The organism is Paucilactobacillus vaccinostercus DSM 20634, from assembly GCF_001436295.1.
GTDB classification, from domain to species: domain Bacteria; phylum Bacillota; class Bacilli; order Lactobacillales; family Lactobacillaceae; genus Paucilactobacillus; species Paucilactobacillus vaccinostercus.
Map to the genome: position 1 here is coordinate 37,141 of NZ_AYYY01000014.1, position 16,981 is coordinate 54,121.

The 16,981-nt window shown below is 46.4% G+C and carries 11 protein-coding genes; 3 read left to right on the forward strand and 8 right to left on the reverse strand.

All coding sequences use genetic code 11. From position 1 onward, the window contains the following. Positions 1-4 precede the first annotated feature (4 nt). Complete coding sequence (locus FC26_RS03735; protein WP_057777926.1) at positions 5-1,651, reverse strand: mannitol dehydrogenase family protein; 1,647 nt, start codon at positions 1,649-1,651, stop codon at positions 5-7. A gap of 153 nt (positions 1,652-1,804) precedes the next feature. Then, positions 1,805-2,500 carry a GntR family transcriptional regulator gene (locus tag FC26_RS03740; protein ID WP_057777928.1) on the reverse strand — a complete coding sequence of 232 codons (696 nt, stop codon included), beginning with the start codon at positions 2,498-2,500 and terminating at the stop codon, positions 1,805-1,807. A 243-nt stretch (positions 2,501-2,743) separates the two neighbouring features. Here FC26_RS03740 and gntK point away from each other — a divergent pair, with 243 nt between their 5' ends. Next, on the forward strand, positions 2,744-4,285 hold the full coding sequence (gene gntK / locus FC26_RS03745; RefSeq protein WP_057777930.1) for a gluconokinase: 1,542 nt from the start codon (positions 2,744-2,746) through the stop codon (positions 4,283-4,285). 86 nt (positions 4,286-4,371) lie between these two features. Continuing rightward, complete coding sequence (locus FC26_RS03750; protein WP_057777932.1) at positions 4,372-5,724, forward strand: MATE family efflux transporter; 1,353 nt, start codon at positions 4,372-4,374, stop codon at positions 5,722-5,724. A gap of 107 nt (positions 5,725-5,831) precedes the next feature. Here FC26_RS03750 and FC26_RS03755 read toward each other — a convergent pair whose 3' ends face one another. After that, complete coding sequence (locus FC26_RS03755) at positions 5,832-6,977, reverse strand: helix-turn-helix domain-containing protein (protein ID WP_083483740.1); 1,146 nt, start codon at positions 6,975-6,977, stop codon at positions 5,832-5,834. Positions 6,978-7,238: 261 nt separating this feature from the next. Beyond that, entirely contained in the window at positions 7,239-8,372 is a 1,134-nt protein-coding gene (locus FC26_RS03760; protein ID WP_057777936.1) for a helix-turn-helix transcriptional regulator, read from the reverse strand. A 122-nt stretch (positions 8,373-8,494) separates the two neighbouring features. On the opposite strand from FC26_RS03760, the gene uidA reads away from it, so the two are divergent. Further along, on the forward strand, positions 8,495-10,306 hold the full coding sequence (uidA, locus tag FC26_RS03765; protein WP_057777938.1) for a beta-glucuronidase: 1,812 nt from the start codon (positions 8,495-8,497) through the stop codon (positions 10,304-10,306). Between the two features lie 75 nt (positions 10,307-10,381). Here uidA and FC26_RS03770 read toward each other — a convergent pair whose 3' ends face one another. The 4 genes from FC26_RS03770 to FC26_RS03785 form a co-directional block, all read right to left on the reverse strand. Further along, on the reverse strand, positions 10,382-11,413 hold the full coding sequence (locus FC26_RS03770) for a lactonase family protein (protein WP_057777940.1): 1,032 nt from the start codon (positions 11,411-11,413) through the stop codon (positions 10,382-10,384). An 18-nt stretch (positions 11,414-11,431) separates the two neighbouring features. After that, the gene (locus FC26_RS03775; RefSeq protein WP_057777942.1) at positions 11,432-12,676 is read right to left on the reverse strand and encodes a glycoside hydrolase family 28 protein; all 1,245 of its coding nucleotides are present in this window, start codon (positions 12,674-12,676) and stop codon (positions 11,432-11,434) included. Positions 12,677-12,837: 161 nt separating this feature from the next. Beyond that, positions 12,838-14,265 (reverse strand): glucuronate isomerase, encoded by a 1,428-nt coding sequence (gene uxaC, locus FC26_RS03780; RefSeq protein WP_057777944.1) that lies wholly within the window; start codon positions 14,263-14,265, stop codon positions 12,838-12,840. A 64-nt stretch (positions 14,266-14,329) separates the two neighbouring features. Beyond that, entirely contained in the window at positions 14,330-16,825 is a 2,496-nt protein-coding gene (locus FC26_RS03785) for a glycoside hydrolase family 31 protein (RefSeq protein ID WP_057777945.1), read from the reverse strand. Positions 16,826-16,981 lie beyond the last annotated feature (156 nt).

Genomic DNA, 16,981 nt, shown 5'->3' on the forward strand with positions numbered 1-16,981 from the left:
AATCTTAGTCTACGTTTTGGCCTTTAGCAGCCAACGTGTCGTGCAATACTTGTTCGATGGCGCCGGCACCGGCAAGTTCTTGTTTGAAGTATGCTTCAACCTTGTCGCCTAAACCAACTGCGTAAAGGTCCATGTTGAAGATTGCCTTGTTGCTCAAGATGCCCTTCACAGCATCGTGAACATCAACGTCCGCACTCCCTAATTTCAGGTCAGCAACTTGGGCGTGTAATTCATCAAACATTGGGTCTGGACTTGGTTCGAACGTTTCGCCCTTGTCGTTAATGCCCATCAAGTAACGTAACCAGGTCGCAATTACTAATGGAATGAAGTTTAAGGTCTTTGGATCGCGGTTGGCATCATCCACATAGTGTTGGATGGTAACCCCGTAGCGAACACCCAATTTTTGCGATGTATCCGTTGCAATCCGTTGTGGTGTATCTGGAATGTATGGGTTTGGCAACCGTTTTTGAACCAATTCGTTGATGAATGATTGTGGGTTGATTACCTTAGGATCTTGCACAACTGGTAAGCCTTCGATGTAACCAATTTGCTTGATCAAACCAACCAAGTCGGCATTTTCCATTTCTGAAGAAATTGACTTGTAGCCTAAGATACTACCGTAAACAGCCAAGGCGGTATGCAATGGGTTCAAGCAAGTTGTAACCTTCATTTCATCAGCTGCATTCACGGTGTCACGATCCGTCATGATCACGCCGGCCTTTTCAAAGGCTGGACGACCATTAGGAAAGGCATCTTCAACAACCAAGTAGTGCGCTTCTTCAGTGTTGGTGAAGGCCGCAATGTTAGTGTGTTTCTTTGAATGTAAGATCGTAGCATCTTCAAAGCCATCATCTAACAATGACTTTTCAATGATTTCTGATGGGTTTGGTGTAATCCGGTCAATCATTGAAAGTGGGAAGGCAATCTTCTTGCTGTCGTTCAAATAGTCAAGGAAGGCTTGGTCAACAAAGCCGTTGTCCTTCCATGCGTTAGCAATCGTCAAGACACTGTCCTTCAAACGATCACCGTTTTGTGAGAAGTTATCGGTACTCATCAGTGTCAATGGAACAGCACCATTTTGGAAACGAGCTAATAACAAGCTAACTAGTAATGACATATTGTTTTCTGGCTTAGCTGGACCATTTTTAATATCGTTGGCAACTGCTGGGAAGAATTCACCGGCACCATTCTTTAAGTGATAGCCTTTTTCAGTAATTGAAAATGACACAACTTGAAGGCTGGCCTGAGTGAAGTAGCCCTTCAATTCTTCAAAGCCACTAGCATCAACCGTTGCTGGGCCAGCAAAAACTGCCTTAGCAACTGAAGCAAAGAGATCACGATCCTGTGAACCATCCGCCTTAGTCACAACCCGTACGATCTTGTTGTTATATTTCTTATAAATGTCGTTAACGACAGCGTCATCGTACGTATCACTAACGATGATTCCTGAATCCATTTCGCCGTCTTCAATCAACTTGTTGGCAATTGCTGCGTGGAAAGCCCGGAACAAGTTACCACCACCAAAGTGAATCCAACGTGGTTCCTTTACGGTCTTTTCAGCCACTTTAGCGGCATCATAAGTGGGCACCGTAATTTTGCTGTCTGCGAATGCTTGCTTATTTTCTAAGTAATTGTCTGTAATTTTTACCATTTTTATAGCTCCCTCCAGCTAAATAATTAGTAACATAAAATCAACTGATATACTAGTATGCCTGAATACGCTTTCATTATAACGCACATTTCAAAACTGTCAATGATTATTTTAAGAATCCCGATTTAACAACGTTTAGCGGCTCTTCACGACCTATTTTTGATCGTCTAATTCCGTATTTTGGTCAAAATAATCTGGAAATTTTTCCAAAAGACTTGGTAATTCCGTTAACATCAACCGTAAGTGAGACTCGGCGGTAAAGCGTACCCCTTCGACATTGCGTTCTTTCACAGCCTGATAAATCCCATTGTGTTGGTCAAGCAGCGTGTCCCAGTTCAACTTAGCCACTTCCAACCGTAACCAACGGTACCGGTTCAGGTGCATATTAATCATCTGTAACCAGTCCCAAATCATCTCACGACCGGCACCAATGTAAAATAATTTATGAAACTCTTCATCTAAGTCAAAGAATAAGTTATTGTTGCCTTCCTTGGCGGCCTGCTTTTGCCGAGCCAAGTTCTTTTCTACTTTTTTAAACATGTCATCACTGGCGTTAATCGAAAATTGGAGTAACACATCTGGATCAATCTTACGCCGCAAAAATTGCGCCGTCTCTGCCGATTTCAGATCAATTTTGGTCACATACGTCCCACTTTGCGGAACGACTTCTACTAATGAATACCGTTCCAATCTGATAATGGCTTCCCGTACCGGAGTCCGTCCGATTCCTAAGTCCTGAGAAACGATCTTTTCAGAAATCTTTTGTCCCGGATAGTATACGCCGTGCAAGATTTGATATTTTAATTGGTTGTACGCATCCATGCGCATATTCGTTGATAACTCTTCCATTGTTTGCTCACTTCTTAATTTATGAATTTTGTTTTTCAGACCATTATACTCGTTTCGATTTAAGAAAACGATACCACAAAATCAGTGCCAGTTGCCGATAAAAAAATTTTATTTTCAAAACTGATATATCTGTTATTGACTTTTACGTGTGTATTTTGTATTATGTAAGCGTTAACAGATGAATCAGCCTCCATCTTTAAGCCTCGAATACAACCAAGCATCCAAATTAGGAGGGAATTTTCAATGGACTACATTATCGGAATTGACGTTGGTACAACAAGTACTAAGGCAGTTATTTATACCTTACACGGTGATATTAAAGGATACTCAAATCAACTTTATCCCCTTTACCAAGACACACCTGACACCGCTGAAGAAGATCCAGATGAAATCTTCAACGCCACGGTCACTGCATTAAGTGATGTTGTCAAAAAAGTAAACGGCCCCGTTCGTGCCGTTTCATTCTCAACACAACAACACAGTTTGATCGCCTTAGATGAAAATCATAAGCCATTAACGAAAGTTATCACATGGGCTGATAACCGATCAGAAAAACAAGCAACTGAGGCGTCTAACAACGGTCTCGGAATGAAGATCTACAACAAGACTGGTCTACCAATTCACCCAATGGGTCCCGTATACAAAATTATGTGGCTCAAAAAAGACCATCCCGAAATTTTCGAGAAGGCCGCTTACTGGGTTGGTTTAAAGGAATATATCATGTGGCGTTTCTTCCACGAATTAAAGGAAGAAACTTCAATGGCTTCCGCCACTGGTTTGATGAACATCTTCAACATGGATTGGGACGACGACATCTTGTCATGGGTTGGCGTGACACGCAAACAACTCCCAGAACTTGTTGAACCTACCCATCAACTCACGGGGATGGACAAAGACATTGCCAACAAGATTGGTATTTCACCAAACACACCATTTGTAATGGGGGCCACTGATGGTGCCCTAGCTGAAATCGGTTTGGGAGCAATTGATAAAGGTGAAGTGGCCGTTACCATCGGAACTTCTGGTGCCGTGCGGACCTTCATCGACAAACCACAACTTGATCCTAAAGGTCGGACATATTGCTACCCAGTAATGAACGGCAAATGGATCGTGGGTGGTCCCGTGAACAACGGTGGGATCGTCTTCCGGTGGGTTCGAGACAACCTCTTCGCCCCTGAAAAAGAAACTGCCAAAATGTTAGGCATGGATCCTTACGACTTCTTAACTGAAATTGCAAAGACAATTCCTGCTGGTTCAGATGGTCTCCTCTTCCACCCATTCCTTGGTGGCGAACGAGCTCCAATCTGGAACGGTAATGCGCGGGCTTCCTTCTTTGGCCTAACACGTTCACACACCCGGGCACACATGGTCCGGGCCGCACTGGAAGGTGTGGTTTATAACCTGTACACCGTGTTGTTAGCCTTGCAAGAAGCCGTTGGGGAACCAACCGTCATTACTGCAACTGGTGGCTTTGCACGTTCAGCACTCTGGCGTCAAATGCTTGCTGACGTCTTCGAACATCCCGTTACCATCCCCGAAGCCTTCGAAAGTGGCTGTCTCGGTGCCATGGTCGTTGGATTAATTAGTATCGGTGAAGCTGATGATCTGTCAATTGTTAAACAATTTATTGGTAAGCAAAACACTTACCAACCAGACCCATCAAACTTCGAAAATTATCGTGACTTACTTCCTGTTTACCTCCGTGTTGGTCGTAAACTTGAGGGAGAATACGACATCATTGCCGATTACCAACGGAAACATCCCCATCCAACAGATGACAAATAAATAGCGTTACAGTAGAAGTTCTAAATGATTTTCGTTTAGAACTTCTATTCGTCTGTACGTTAATCAAAGACTTGGGAGTTAACATCATGAACGAGAATAATTTGGATTTGACCACTGGATCACCGCTGGCAAAAATTATCCGCTTTTCGTTGCCACTCGTTGGCGGATCAATTTTTCAACAGCTCTACAACTTTATCGATACCATGATCGTTGGCCGTTTATTGGGAATCGACGCCCTGGCAGCCGTGGGGGCCTATTACCCGTTGAGCTTTCTTGTTCTGGGATTTATTCAAGGCAGCTGCGTTGGCTTCAGCATTCCGCTGGCCCAAAGCGTCGGTGCCAATGAGGACCGTAATAGTCGCCAGTATCTGGGGAACGCCATCTGGCTGTGTATCATCATCGCGGCCATTTTAACACCGGTAATGATGATCTTCGCCGGTAACATTCTGGCCGTCCTCAACACTCCCCACGAGATCATGAAGCTCGCAACCATTTTCACCGTTGTCTCGTTTGCTGGCATCCCCGCCAACATTTTATACAACTACTCGGCAAATGCGCTGCGGGCCTTCGGGGATTCCACCCGTCCCTTCTATTTTTTGATTGGATCATTGGTCTTAAATATCATCCTCGCTCTGGTCTTCATCGAAGAATTCCACACGGGCATTGCTGGGGTGGCCTTTGCGACCGTGATTAGCGAATTTGTGAGTGGCCTTTTGAATATCTGGTGGATGGTCTACAGTGGCCGCTTTATCCGAATCTCACTGGCCGATACCAAGTTCAGTTTGCACCATTTCAACCGGATGTGCATTATCGGTTTCCCAATGGGCTTCGAATACTCCATTTCTGCAATTGGGGCGGTCATCATGCAAGACGCCATTAATCTGTTAGGGACCGCCGCCGTGGCGGGGCAGTCCGCGGGTGAAAAGATCCGACAACTCTTTACACTACCAATGGAAAGCGTCGGTATGGCGATCGCCACCTACATGGCCCAAAACTACGGCGCCCGGAAAATTGATCGAATCAAGAAGGGCATTATTCAAGGCTCCTTAATCCAATTAACCTACTCCTTTCTTGCCTTCATCGTAGTCATGGTCTTCAAGAAAACCCTGATTGCGGCCGTGCTGGGGACGACAACGGGAACCGTCTACGATCGAGCCGATCAATACCTAACGATCATCAGCTTTTTCTTCATCATTCACGGGCTTTTGATGATTTTCAGAAACACGCTTCAAGGCCTTGGACACAGCATTTACGCCATCTTCTCTGGCTTTGGCGAACTCATCGGACGATCTTTCGGGGGTGTGCTCTCAATCACATCCATGGGCTATATCGCCATCTGCTACTCCAATCAAATCGCGTGGGGCTTATCACTCCTATACTGTGTCTTGATCATGTGGCGGCTATTTAAACGCGATGAACAATTAAAAGTTAATAAATAAACGTGTATATTAGAAAAGAAGCTAGACAAGCCATTAATCTTGTCTAGCTTCTTCTTTAATACCCACCACTGCACATTTTAACCCACTAAATTCGAGGTTAACACTGCTCAGTCTCCAACCGGCTTATTTCCGACTCCCTGACTATAGGCCGTGGGCGTCTTACCCGTGACCGCCTTGAAGCACTTTCCAAAGTACCCCTGATCATTAAACCCGACCTCGATGGCCACTTCGCTCACAGTTAAGTGACCACGGCGCAGTAAATCCTGCGCATAGTTGATCCGCTGTTCCTTAATAAACGCAAATAATGACTGGCCGGTTTCACGTTTAAACTGGCGTGATAGTCGATAGGGATCGACATTAATGGCCGCGGCCACGGTCGCCAGTGTCAACGGTTGTGCAAACCGCAGCCGCACATAATTAATCGCATCGTTTACTTCGCGACCGTAGTTGTGATCCCCATACGCTTGAACTAGCTGGCAGTATTCGTGATCCATCGTTTTAATCAGCTGCCAAATTTCACCCAGACTATGGGCCTGCTCAATTTTGATCGCGTACTTTTCTGAAACTAGGTGCAAATAAATCGGTCGGACACCGCCCCGTTCCGCCCCAATGCGTCCCATCGTACTATGCACGAATCCAATATTTTTTGCGGCTCGCAGTGGCCGATTCGGCACCCGGCCGGTAAACGGCATAAAGAAGGCTGCTGGTTGGGTCTCATCCATCAACGCATCCACGGTTTGATCATCCCCACGCGCAATTGCGGCCATCATCGCGTGATGATCTTTAAATCGGGCATTGACGATCGTTTCATCATCCATCGTCGGTTCCCGCTGGGTTTCAACAACGTACGGCTGAACGTCAGTTTCCGTAATGACCCGGACCAGATCTGTGGTTTGCTGAAGCAACTCCAACATAATCGCGGCCGCATTTTGAATCTCCGCTTCACTGAGAATGGGCACCCGCCGTGATAACTGTCGTGAGCGTTGTTCCCAGTCCAACGAATCAAATGTCGTCCAATCCGTATTCGCCAGAAATGGCCCCATCACCAGCACACCGCGCAACTGATCGGCCTGCCAATCGCCAACGCCTAAGTACTTATCAATCTTGCCATTGAAGTAGTACCCCACGTTAGTTGGTTGCTGCCGTAATCGCGCCACCATCATTTTGACCAGTGGCTCGCTGAAGCTTTGGTAGTAGGTCGTCGTCACCTTAGTCAGTTCCGTGAGCTGTGTTGCAATCCGTTGCTTCATCATTTTTCTCCTTAATTAAACAAAATAATTCGAATATTAACAATATTTTACCAATTCATCCTAATCAGATTCAATACAATAACAATAACCGGTTCAGTTACTCCGGTAAAATTTCGATTTCATATCGTTGTTTTACGGTGTTCGGTGCAATATTTGGCGGCCTTCCAAACCCAAATTAATCACCGAGCCGCTCGTATTTAAAAAGTAATACCCGTCAAGTGAAAAGATGGTGCCGCCCTTTATAAGGGTGGTCACCATCTTTTTTCATTGCGTGATATCATGATCATTTTGGGCATAGGCCGTGGGCGTCATATGAACGAGTTGCTTAAAACACCGACTAAAATAGCCCTGATCATTAAAGCCGACCCGAACCGCAATTTCCCCAATCGTCAACGTTCCCCGTCGCAATAGTGGTTTAGCTCGTGCGATCCGTTGGGCCTTCACGTACTCGAAAAGCGTGTGTCCCGTCTCCTGTTTTACTTTTCGTGCTAACACGGAGGGCTCCGTCTGCAGAGCTCGTGCAATCTGGGGAAGCGTTAATGCTTGTGACGACCGAATTCGAACGTAATTAAGTGCTTCGTTAACCAGCCGACCGTACGATTGGTCCCGATACCGCTGTACCAGATCACAATATTCCTGCGCCATCAATCGAATCAACTGCCAAATCTGGGATAAGCTCCGCGCCCGTTCAATTTTAATCGCGTACTTCTCCGAGACGGTATGCAGATAAATCGGTCGTAGGCCCCCCTGCTCGGCACCAATACGACACATTGTGTTGTAGGCAAACCCAATATTTTTAGCCGAACGCAACGGACTATTAGGTACCCGATTCGTAAATGGCGTAAAAAAAGTTTCTGGTCGTCCATCCGTTAATTGATCCGCCTGTTTTCGATCCCCATGCTCAATCGCTTCTACTAGGGCCCGTTGCTGCCGGTACCGCTCATTCACGACCGCCTCTTCATCTTCTTGCGATTCCCGTGGCCCGGTCACAACATAGGCCGGACTGACCGTCGCGCGAACGAAGGTGCCAGTTTCTGCCGTGGTGCCCACCAAGCGCATCATCACCGCCGCTAATCCCTGAATTTCTGATTCGTTTAAAATAGCCAAGTCATCCAGCGCACGCCGGCGGCTATCCGACCAATCACGATCATCATAAAGGGCTAGATCATCATTGGCTAAAAACGGTCCCGCCACCAAAATTCCCACTAGATGGGCTTCATGCCAGTCCCCAACAACCACGTATTTTTGCACCCGTTCGTTCAAATAGTACGCTGTTTGCCGATCATGCTGGGTTAAAAACTGCGCGGCCTGACGATCCACCGTAGTTTCAGGCTGCTGAACATAGCGGGTCGGAATCTTGGTTATTTCAGTCAGTTGGTGTGCAAGTACCGAATCCATTAGTAGTCTCCTAAGTAGTCAAAATTATCCTAATATAGTCAAAATTTTAATAATACAAGTACTATAATTCCAATATACTAGTGGTAAGCGTTTACATCAAGACTTGAATGGAGGAATTTATTTTGCTATATCCAATTACAACTCATAGTCGGGTCGTCCTGAATCTTGACGGTGTCTGGAAATTTAAGGTTGAGGAGCCCGTCGGTAGCATCACGGCTGCCACGCCATTGCAAACGACCGAAGTCATGGCGGTCCCAGCTTCTTTTAATGATCAAACCGATAATCCCCAACTACGTGAACATAATGGTTACTTCTGGTACGAAACCAACTTTGAAGTCGCCGACTTGCTTAAAACACAACGGTTGGTCCTACGGTTTGGTTCGGTCACCCACGAAGCTTGGGTTTACGTCAATGGTACCGAAGTCGCACACCATAAGGGTGGGTTTACCCCGTTTGAAGCGGAGGTCAATGATGCCCTCGTTGACGGAACCAACCGGTTATCTGTACGACTCAGCAACCTATTAGACTACACAACCCTGCCGGTCGGTAACTTCACTGAAACTACCGATGACGCAGGCAATCCACAGTATTCGGTAGACGAAAACTTCGATTTTTATAACTATGCCGGCATTCATCGCCCCGTGAAATTATATTCAACCCCCCACGACTACATCAAAGACGTAACGGTGGTTCCCGACATTGACCTTGCTCATCAACAGGCCACCATTCACCTCACAACCGAAGTGGGGGGCACATTTGATACGGTTCAGGTTACCATCTTAGACGAGCAACACCACCCCGTTGCTCAGGGAACCGGAACAGACGCCTCACTCACCATTGACAACGTTCATCTCTGGCAGCCTCTCAACGCCTATCTTTACACGGCTCAGATTACGGGACTGCGAGATGGTCAGGTCGTCGACACCTACGAAGAGCCCTTTGGCGTCCGTCAAATCGAAGTCACCAATGGTCAGTTCAAAATTAATGGTGCGCCATTTTACTTCAAGGGCTTTGGTAAGCATGAAGATACCTATGTGAATGGGAAGGGGCTTAACGAAGCCTACAACGTCCTCGATATTAAGTTGATGAAGTCCATGGGCGCTAATTCCTTTAGAACCTCCCACTATCCCTACTCCGACGAAATGATGCGTCTTTGTGACCGCGAAGGCATCGTCGTCATCGATGAAACCCCAGCAGTGGGGCTGATGCTCAACTTTAATTTCGACATTGAAAATAAGATGGACGGTCTCAACAAGGATCAAACATGGTCGACACTCAAAACAACTGCCGCCCATCGTCAGGTGATTCAAGAAATGATTGACCGTGACAAAAATCACGCGTGCGTGGTAATGTGGTCCATTTCGAACGAATCAGCGCACTATGCTCCCGGTGCACATGACTATTTTGCGCCCCTCTTCGACTTAGCTCGTCAGCTTGATCCTCAGAAACGCCCATGTACGTACGTTGCCATTATGATGACACTTCCTGAAACCGACCGGTGCACCGATTTGGTAGATGTGATTTCGTTGAACCGTTACTATGGCTGGTACCTCAACAACGGCGACTTGAGCGACGTCACGAAGACCGTCCAAGACGAACTCGAACAGTGGCAGGCTAAGTATCCCGACAAGCCCATTATCTACACTGAATACGGGGCGGATACCATTGCGGGGGTACACAGTCCCTACAACGAACCATTCTCCGAAGAGTACCAGGTTGACTACTATAAGCAGTACAGTACCGCCTTTGATCGCGTCCCCCACTTCGTCGGCGAACAGGTTTGGAACTTCGCTGATTTCCAAACTAAATTTGGGATTCAACGGGTGCAAGGAAACAAGAAGGGGTTGTTCACCCGTTCACGCGAACCTAAAATGGTGGTTCATTACCTATCAGAACGGTGGAACAACATTCCTAATCAAGGTTACAAAAAATAATTTAGCCATAAAAAAACTGATTTCTAGCTCTCAAGCTGAAATCAGTTTTTTACTATTTAATGCTTAACGTTACGGTTATTGCGCCAAGAAGTTAACGTTGACCGCTTCGGGTGTCACAATCTCTTTTTGACTCAGCGTCAAAATGCCCGTTTGTGCATTTCGCTGATAAAGTGTGCCGTTACTTGTATTTTGGTTCACCAGTAACACATACTTTTCCGTCAAATCCAGATTAAAGTCGCGGGGAAAATCTCCTTCGCTACTAATCTGTTGAATGAGGGTCAGCGTCAGACCATCATCGCTAACCGCGTACACAGCAATGCTGTTATAGCCCCGGTTAGAGACGTACAAGAACCGGTTATCCGCACTCAATCGAATGGCAGCCGCACCATTATGCGCCGTCCAGTCGGCTGGAATCGTAGACTGGGTATTTAAGAGTTGGAACGTGCCATCATCTTGGTAACGAAGCACACTAATTTGGCTTGAGAGCTCTCCCAAAACGTAGGCAATCGACCGTTGATGATGGAATTGAATATGCCGTGGACCATATCCTGCCGGTAATTGTAACCATTGCTCATGATTCAATTTGCCATCATCCGTGACATCGTAGGTATAAATTCTGTCGTTGCCAAGGTCGATGGCAACCAACCGCTTATCCGGTGTCAAACTGGCAAAGTGCACATGACTAGATTCCTGCTCGGGCCGTGGACCGCGACCATCGTGTTGAACCTCGTCCGTTTCGGTAATCGCCCCGTCCGCGCCAATCTTGTACACGTTCAACCGACCAGCATGATAGTTGCTGGCAAAGACAAGCTGGCGTTGTTCGTCCAAGCTGACATGGGCTGGCGAACTGCCGGGTTTCAATGCGGTATTGATCAATCGGGGGTGTACCCCACTCATATCGATTGCCGCAATCCCACCTTGATCACCATCCCCATCAATCGCATACATCACTTGACGCTGCGAGATAGCTAAATAAGTTGGTGACCCTAACGCCGTAAAGTATGGCTGGGGCGTTGTCAAAGTACCCGTTTCATCATCGAAGTGGGCACTGTAAATTCCTTGTCCACCTTTTCGTGTGTAACCACCTAACAATACTGTTTGCTTCAACTGCCATTCCTCCATTCGTTAATATTGGATCTTCGCACCATCACAATCGGTTAAAGTAACGTCCTCACAGGTGACGTGACTCGTTGAATCAACGTTCAGACCGATATGGTCAGCCGTCACGGTTTCTGGAACCTCATTCGGCCGTAAATCAAACTGTGTGGTCGTGCTAAATGGTCTCGTTAATGCTAGTTTAACATTTTTGAACGTCAAATCACGGACAGTTCCACCATCGGCATACACAAATATGCCATTTCCGGCCTCACAAGTCACATTTTCAAATTGAATTGCTTCGATTACCTGACCGGTTAAATCCGTTGCTCGATCCCGCGGGGCCAAGGTCACGTAGATCGGCTCACCTGAGCCCCACCATTCTTTAGTAAACGTCTTCGTCTTAATTGAAATATTGCGAAACGAAATATGACGCGCACTACCTGGATCACGTAATTGAAAAGCAATGCCGCGGTTCGTATCGCGAATGACTAAATCACTAAACTGGCAATTTTCAAAATTACCAAAGCTACTACTCCCAAACTTAACGGCGGAACTACGGGTGATTAGCGTGCATCGGGTCACGGTTAAGTCCGTGCAATCCCCATACTGTGCAGTTTCTTCCGTACACTTCGGGCAGATCGCATCGTCGCCCGTTACAATCTCACAATCGTGAATCTTAGTATGCTTACTCCGATCCACATCAATGCCATCGGTGTTGGGCATCCGCATTTCGTTATGAATCTTAATCGCGTCAATCTCCGTGTCCTCACAGCCCACCAGATGAACCGTCCAAAACGGTGCATTCTGAATGGTGACACCACTTATTTTGACATGGGTACAGGCTTCCAGATACACCGTCATGGGCCGCGGATAATGGTAAAACTTCAGATGTTGTTCGTTTCCCTGATGTGGGTAAATAAACGCTTCGTAATGCCCATCAATTGTACCCGCACCGACAATCGCAATATCCGTCGCCCCGGTCGCCGTAATTAATCCGGTAATCGGTGTTTGATTCTTGATAAGCTCGAAAGGCCCCGGGCGTTTAATGTAGCGCGTTTCATCCCCGGTCCCTTTGAGAACGGCCCCCGCTTCCAACCGTAGCGTAACGTGGCTTTTTAATTGAATGCCATCAATCATATAGGTACCCGCACCGGGAACCACCACCTCACCACCACCGGCAGCAAAACAGCGATCAATCGCGGCCTGAATGACTTTAGTTGCATTTTGATGCAGTGCTTCAAACGGATGGTGCGTTAGAATGTTAATCTGCATTGTCTTCCCCCTTTTCCCTAGTTCTGCCTCACAATCGTCGCCTTGACGCAGCTACACGCGAATCAGAAATGCGATGCGAGGTATTAACTCGAAAAGGGCTGGGAATTTTTCCCAACCCTTTTCTCCGGATTCATAACTGCTGATAGGACAGTTACTAATAATTATTGTTCTTTAAAGAAACCAAAGTAGTTGTACGCATTATTGTATGAAATGTCTTCCACAATTTGACCAAGATAGTCTTCGTCATTTGGTACTTGGCTCCGTTCAACGAGGCCACCAATGTAGTCACAGAGCACCCGACGGAAGTATTCATGGCGTGGATACGAAAGGAAGCTCCGAGAATCGGTTAACATTCCGACAAAGTTAGCTAATAGGCTTTGTTCAGCCATTACCCGTAGTTGTTCTTGCATTCCTTCACGGGTATCGTTAAACCACCATGCACATCCGAGTTGCAACTTCTGGGTCACACCGCCGGCATAGAAGTCGCCCATCCCAGTTGCTAGCTGCATCCAGTCATTTGGATTAAGTGAGTACAAGATCGTCCGTGGAATATTGTCTTCGTCTTGCATGTCCGTCAATAGATCGACCAGTTGGCCGGCAATATCAGGTTGCGTTCCCATTGAATCGAAACCAGTATCCGCACCCAGCTTCTTAAACATTGGCCGGTTAGCATTCCGCACTGCATTGACGTGGAACTGCATCGTCCAGTCAAACTTGTGGTTTAGCCGCATCAAAGCTTCGATCAGAGCGGTCGAGTAGGCATCGATTTCATGAGCATCCAAGGCTTCATTGTTCCGCCCCTTGTCAAAGATTGCTGCTAATTCAGCATCTGAAACTTTAACAAAGTGGAATGTATTTAATCCGTGATCTGATAAACGACCACCCAAGCTATTAAAGAATTCGAAGCGTTGTTCGAAGGCGGCAATCAATGATGGGAAGTCAGTAATTTCGACACCCGCAGCCGCTCCTAATTCCTTCAGGTAATCTCCGTATGTGTCAGCAGCAATGTTGAAGGCCTTGTCTGGCCGCATAGCTGGCAAAACTTTAAAGCCGTTAGCGGCTTCTTCCTTCTTCAACAAAACGTGATACTTCAAATCAGAGGCGGGATCGTCAGTCGTGCAGACAGCCTTCACGTTTGAATTTTTGATGAGGTTCCGTGGCTTGAAGTCGTCAGTGGCGAGTAAGGCGTTGGCCTTGTCCCAAACCATCTTGGCGTTTTTCTTAGTGAATGGTTCTGAAATACCGAAGAACCGTTGGAGTTCCAAATGGGTCCATTCGTAAAGTGGGTTACCAATGGCCTTTTCAATGGTGCCAGCCCATTCTACTAATTTTTGATATTCATCGCCGTCACCGGTAATGAATTCTTCGTCAACCCCGTTGGCCCGCATTAAGCGCCACTTATAGTGGTCACCAAACGTGCCATCGTTGATCCAAATCCGGCTTAAGTTCGGATAGTTTTTGTTCTCATAAATTTCCTTTGGATTTAAATGACAGTGATAATCGATGATTGGCATCTTTTCGGCATGGTCGTGAAACAGCTTCTTACCCATTTCATTTGTTAACAAGAAATCTTGATCTAGTAAACTCATTGATATCGTTCCCCTTTGCATAAATTAATTTTAATTTTTGAATCATCTTAGTTGAATGTAACCCCTAAATTGAAATGAGGTCCTTGACACTAAAGCTAATTTGAACTTGGTACTGGGCCACTTTCTTGTTGGCGTATCGGATTTCGACTTGTCGGTTTTCGCCGTTAAAGTACCAGCCTTCCGCCGCATTGGTGAACTTATCGAAATTCAAGAACTGTGGTACGGCTTGTCCATCAATCGCAATGCTAAATGGCGCCACCTTCGGACAGATCACTGATAAGACCATCTTTTCAACCTGGGTCTTGTAATCACCCTTGTTCGTCACATCAATAGTGACCCCACTTTCAGCGGGCGTAACCGCATAGGTGGTTGTTAAAAATTCGCCTTGTTGATAATCATTCGTCCGACCATCATCTTCGTAGACCGTAAAGCTCGTTGCCGTGCTTGGCTCAATCAATAGGTTCAACTTATCGATTGGATCGTTATGCAAGTTTTGTACTTCCGGACTCCGTGGGACAATGCTCCCCGTTCTCAGGAAGAGGGGCACTGATGAAATGTCTACCGGAATATGAATTGTTTGACCACCCTCATAGTATTTCGAGGTCTTTAATTCGTACCACGATGCACCAGCTGGCAGGTAAACATCCTTGACGGTCTGTCCCTTGTCCAAGACATTGGCTACCAATAGCGATGGGCCAAGCATGAACTCAAAACTTTCTTCCGCAACCTTGGGATCATCTTGGAACTCGTAAACGAGTGGCCGCATAATCGGTGAGCCCTTCGTCGAAGCTTCAAACAACAGTGAGTAGAAGTATGGAATTAAGGTATACCGTAATTTAATCGCTTCACGAATGTATTTTGTGTATTCAGGATACATCCATGGTTCCGTAACTGTGTTATCCGTATTCGAGGAATGAATCGAGAACCGCGGTTGGAAGACCCCATTTTGAACCCAGCGAACAAAGAGTTCTGGTTCAGGCGCGGGACCATCAAATCCACCGATGTCGCATCCTTGGTTGGCAACCCCCGAAAGGCCCATTCCAAGGATCGTCGGCACATTATATTTCACGTTCGTCCAACTCGTCCCGTTATCTCCAGCCCAGGTCTGCGCGTATCGTTGAATCCCGGCAAACCCTGCTCGGTTAGTGAGGTACGGCCGAATATTAGGGTCATAGTTGTGCAAAGCATCCTTGGCCGTTTTCGCCATCATGGTCGACATAATTGGTTTTACGGCGCCAATCTTCTTCTTGAGTCCTTCGGCGTCGACCTGGGCCTCGTTATCGTTAATTTCATATTCATTGTTATCGTTCCACAATGATGTAATTCCAATCGACAATAACGATTCCGTCATATGATCGGCCCATTCCTGACGACCGGCTTCACTAGTAAAGTCAACGAAGTGCGCGGGGCCACCCCAGTACTGATCAAGTTGTGAGGCACTACCATCTGGCGTCTTAACAAAGGCGTCGTGTGCTTCAAAATCATCGGTCAGAGGATTAGTTGTTAACAGGCCGGGCTTGATGTTCGGTGACAGTAGGACACCACGTTTCTTTAGCTCTGCCACAAACTGCTTTGGATCCGGGAAACGCGTCTTATTCCAGTTAAAGACGTAACGCTTGCCGTCCTGACCGCTGGTATAACCAGAGGAAAGGAAGAAGCCATCGCATGGAATGCCATACTTTTTGCAGGTATCCACGAAATCTAGGATCGCATCGTCAGCATGTTCGTCCAGTTCGGTATAGTACATCGTCGATCCCATGTACCCCAACGAAGCCAGGGGCGTCATTGCACTCTTACCAGTGAGGTCGGTGTAGTGTTCCACAACATCTTTAATCGTGGGACCACCGATAAAGAAGACGTCTAAATCGCCACCGTCACACTGGAAGTAGCTGTAGCGCAACCAATAGTTACTATGCTCGCTATCCATATCAAAGACGGAATCATACGAGTTATTGTAAAATAGGCCACTAGCAACATTGTTGTCACCATTTAAATCAATATAAAACGGAATCATTTTGTAGAGCGGATCCGACTTAGCGGCGTTCCAACCGAGTGAATCGGTATTATGCATCCGCATGCGGCGCTTGTACTTATTTAATTCACCGGACTTTTCACCAAAGCCGTAGAAGTAATTATGATCACCCATCGCACTATAATGGAAGGAACGTCCTAATTCATCTTGTGCAAAGGCGCGTTTTGCCAAGTCTTTATGCACCACATTCCCATTTTGATCGACAATTTCGAACATGAATGGTTCTGTGTAAATGTTCAACGTGTACTTGCCGGTCGAAACCGCGTAACCGAAATCCGTGGTTTGCAAGTGCGTTGGTAATGCTTGAACCCGGGTTCTTTCATCGCCTAATAACTCGTCAGTCTGGTCATCCCAAGCCGTTTTCGCCAGTGCGTAAGACTCTTCTGGGGCAAATTCATCATCAAACGTGCCGCGCATTCTAATGATGTTTTCATCCAACAGATAGACTCTAAACTGCGCACCGTTGGTTTTTAATTCCAAGAAATCGTCATGATCAACAATCTCTAACAATTTTGTACTTAACTTCATGGATTTCCCTACTTTCTGTGTGTGAGTGGTCTGGTAAAAGTGAAGTGCCCGTTTACCGAAAACCTTCAGTAAAACGAGCACCTTACCTAATTTGTTGAATCACGCTTTTTGACGTGAAGAAACCTTAGATAATAAATACCGATCGGTTTTTTCATT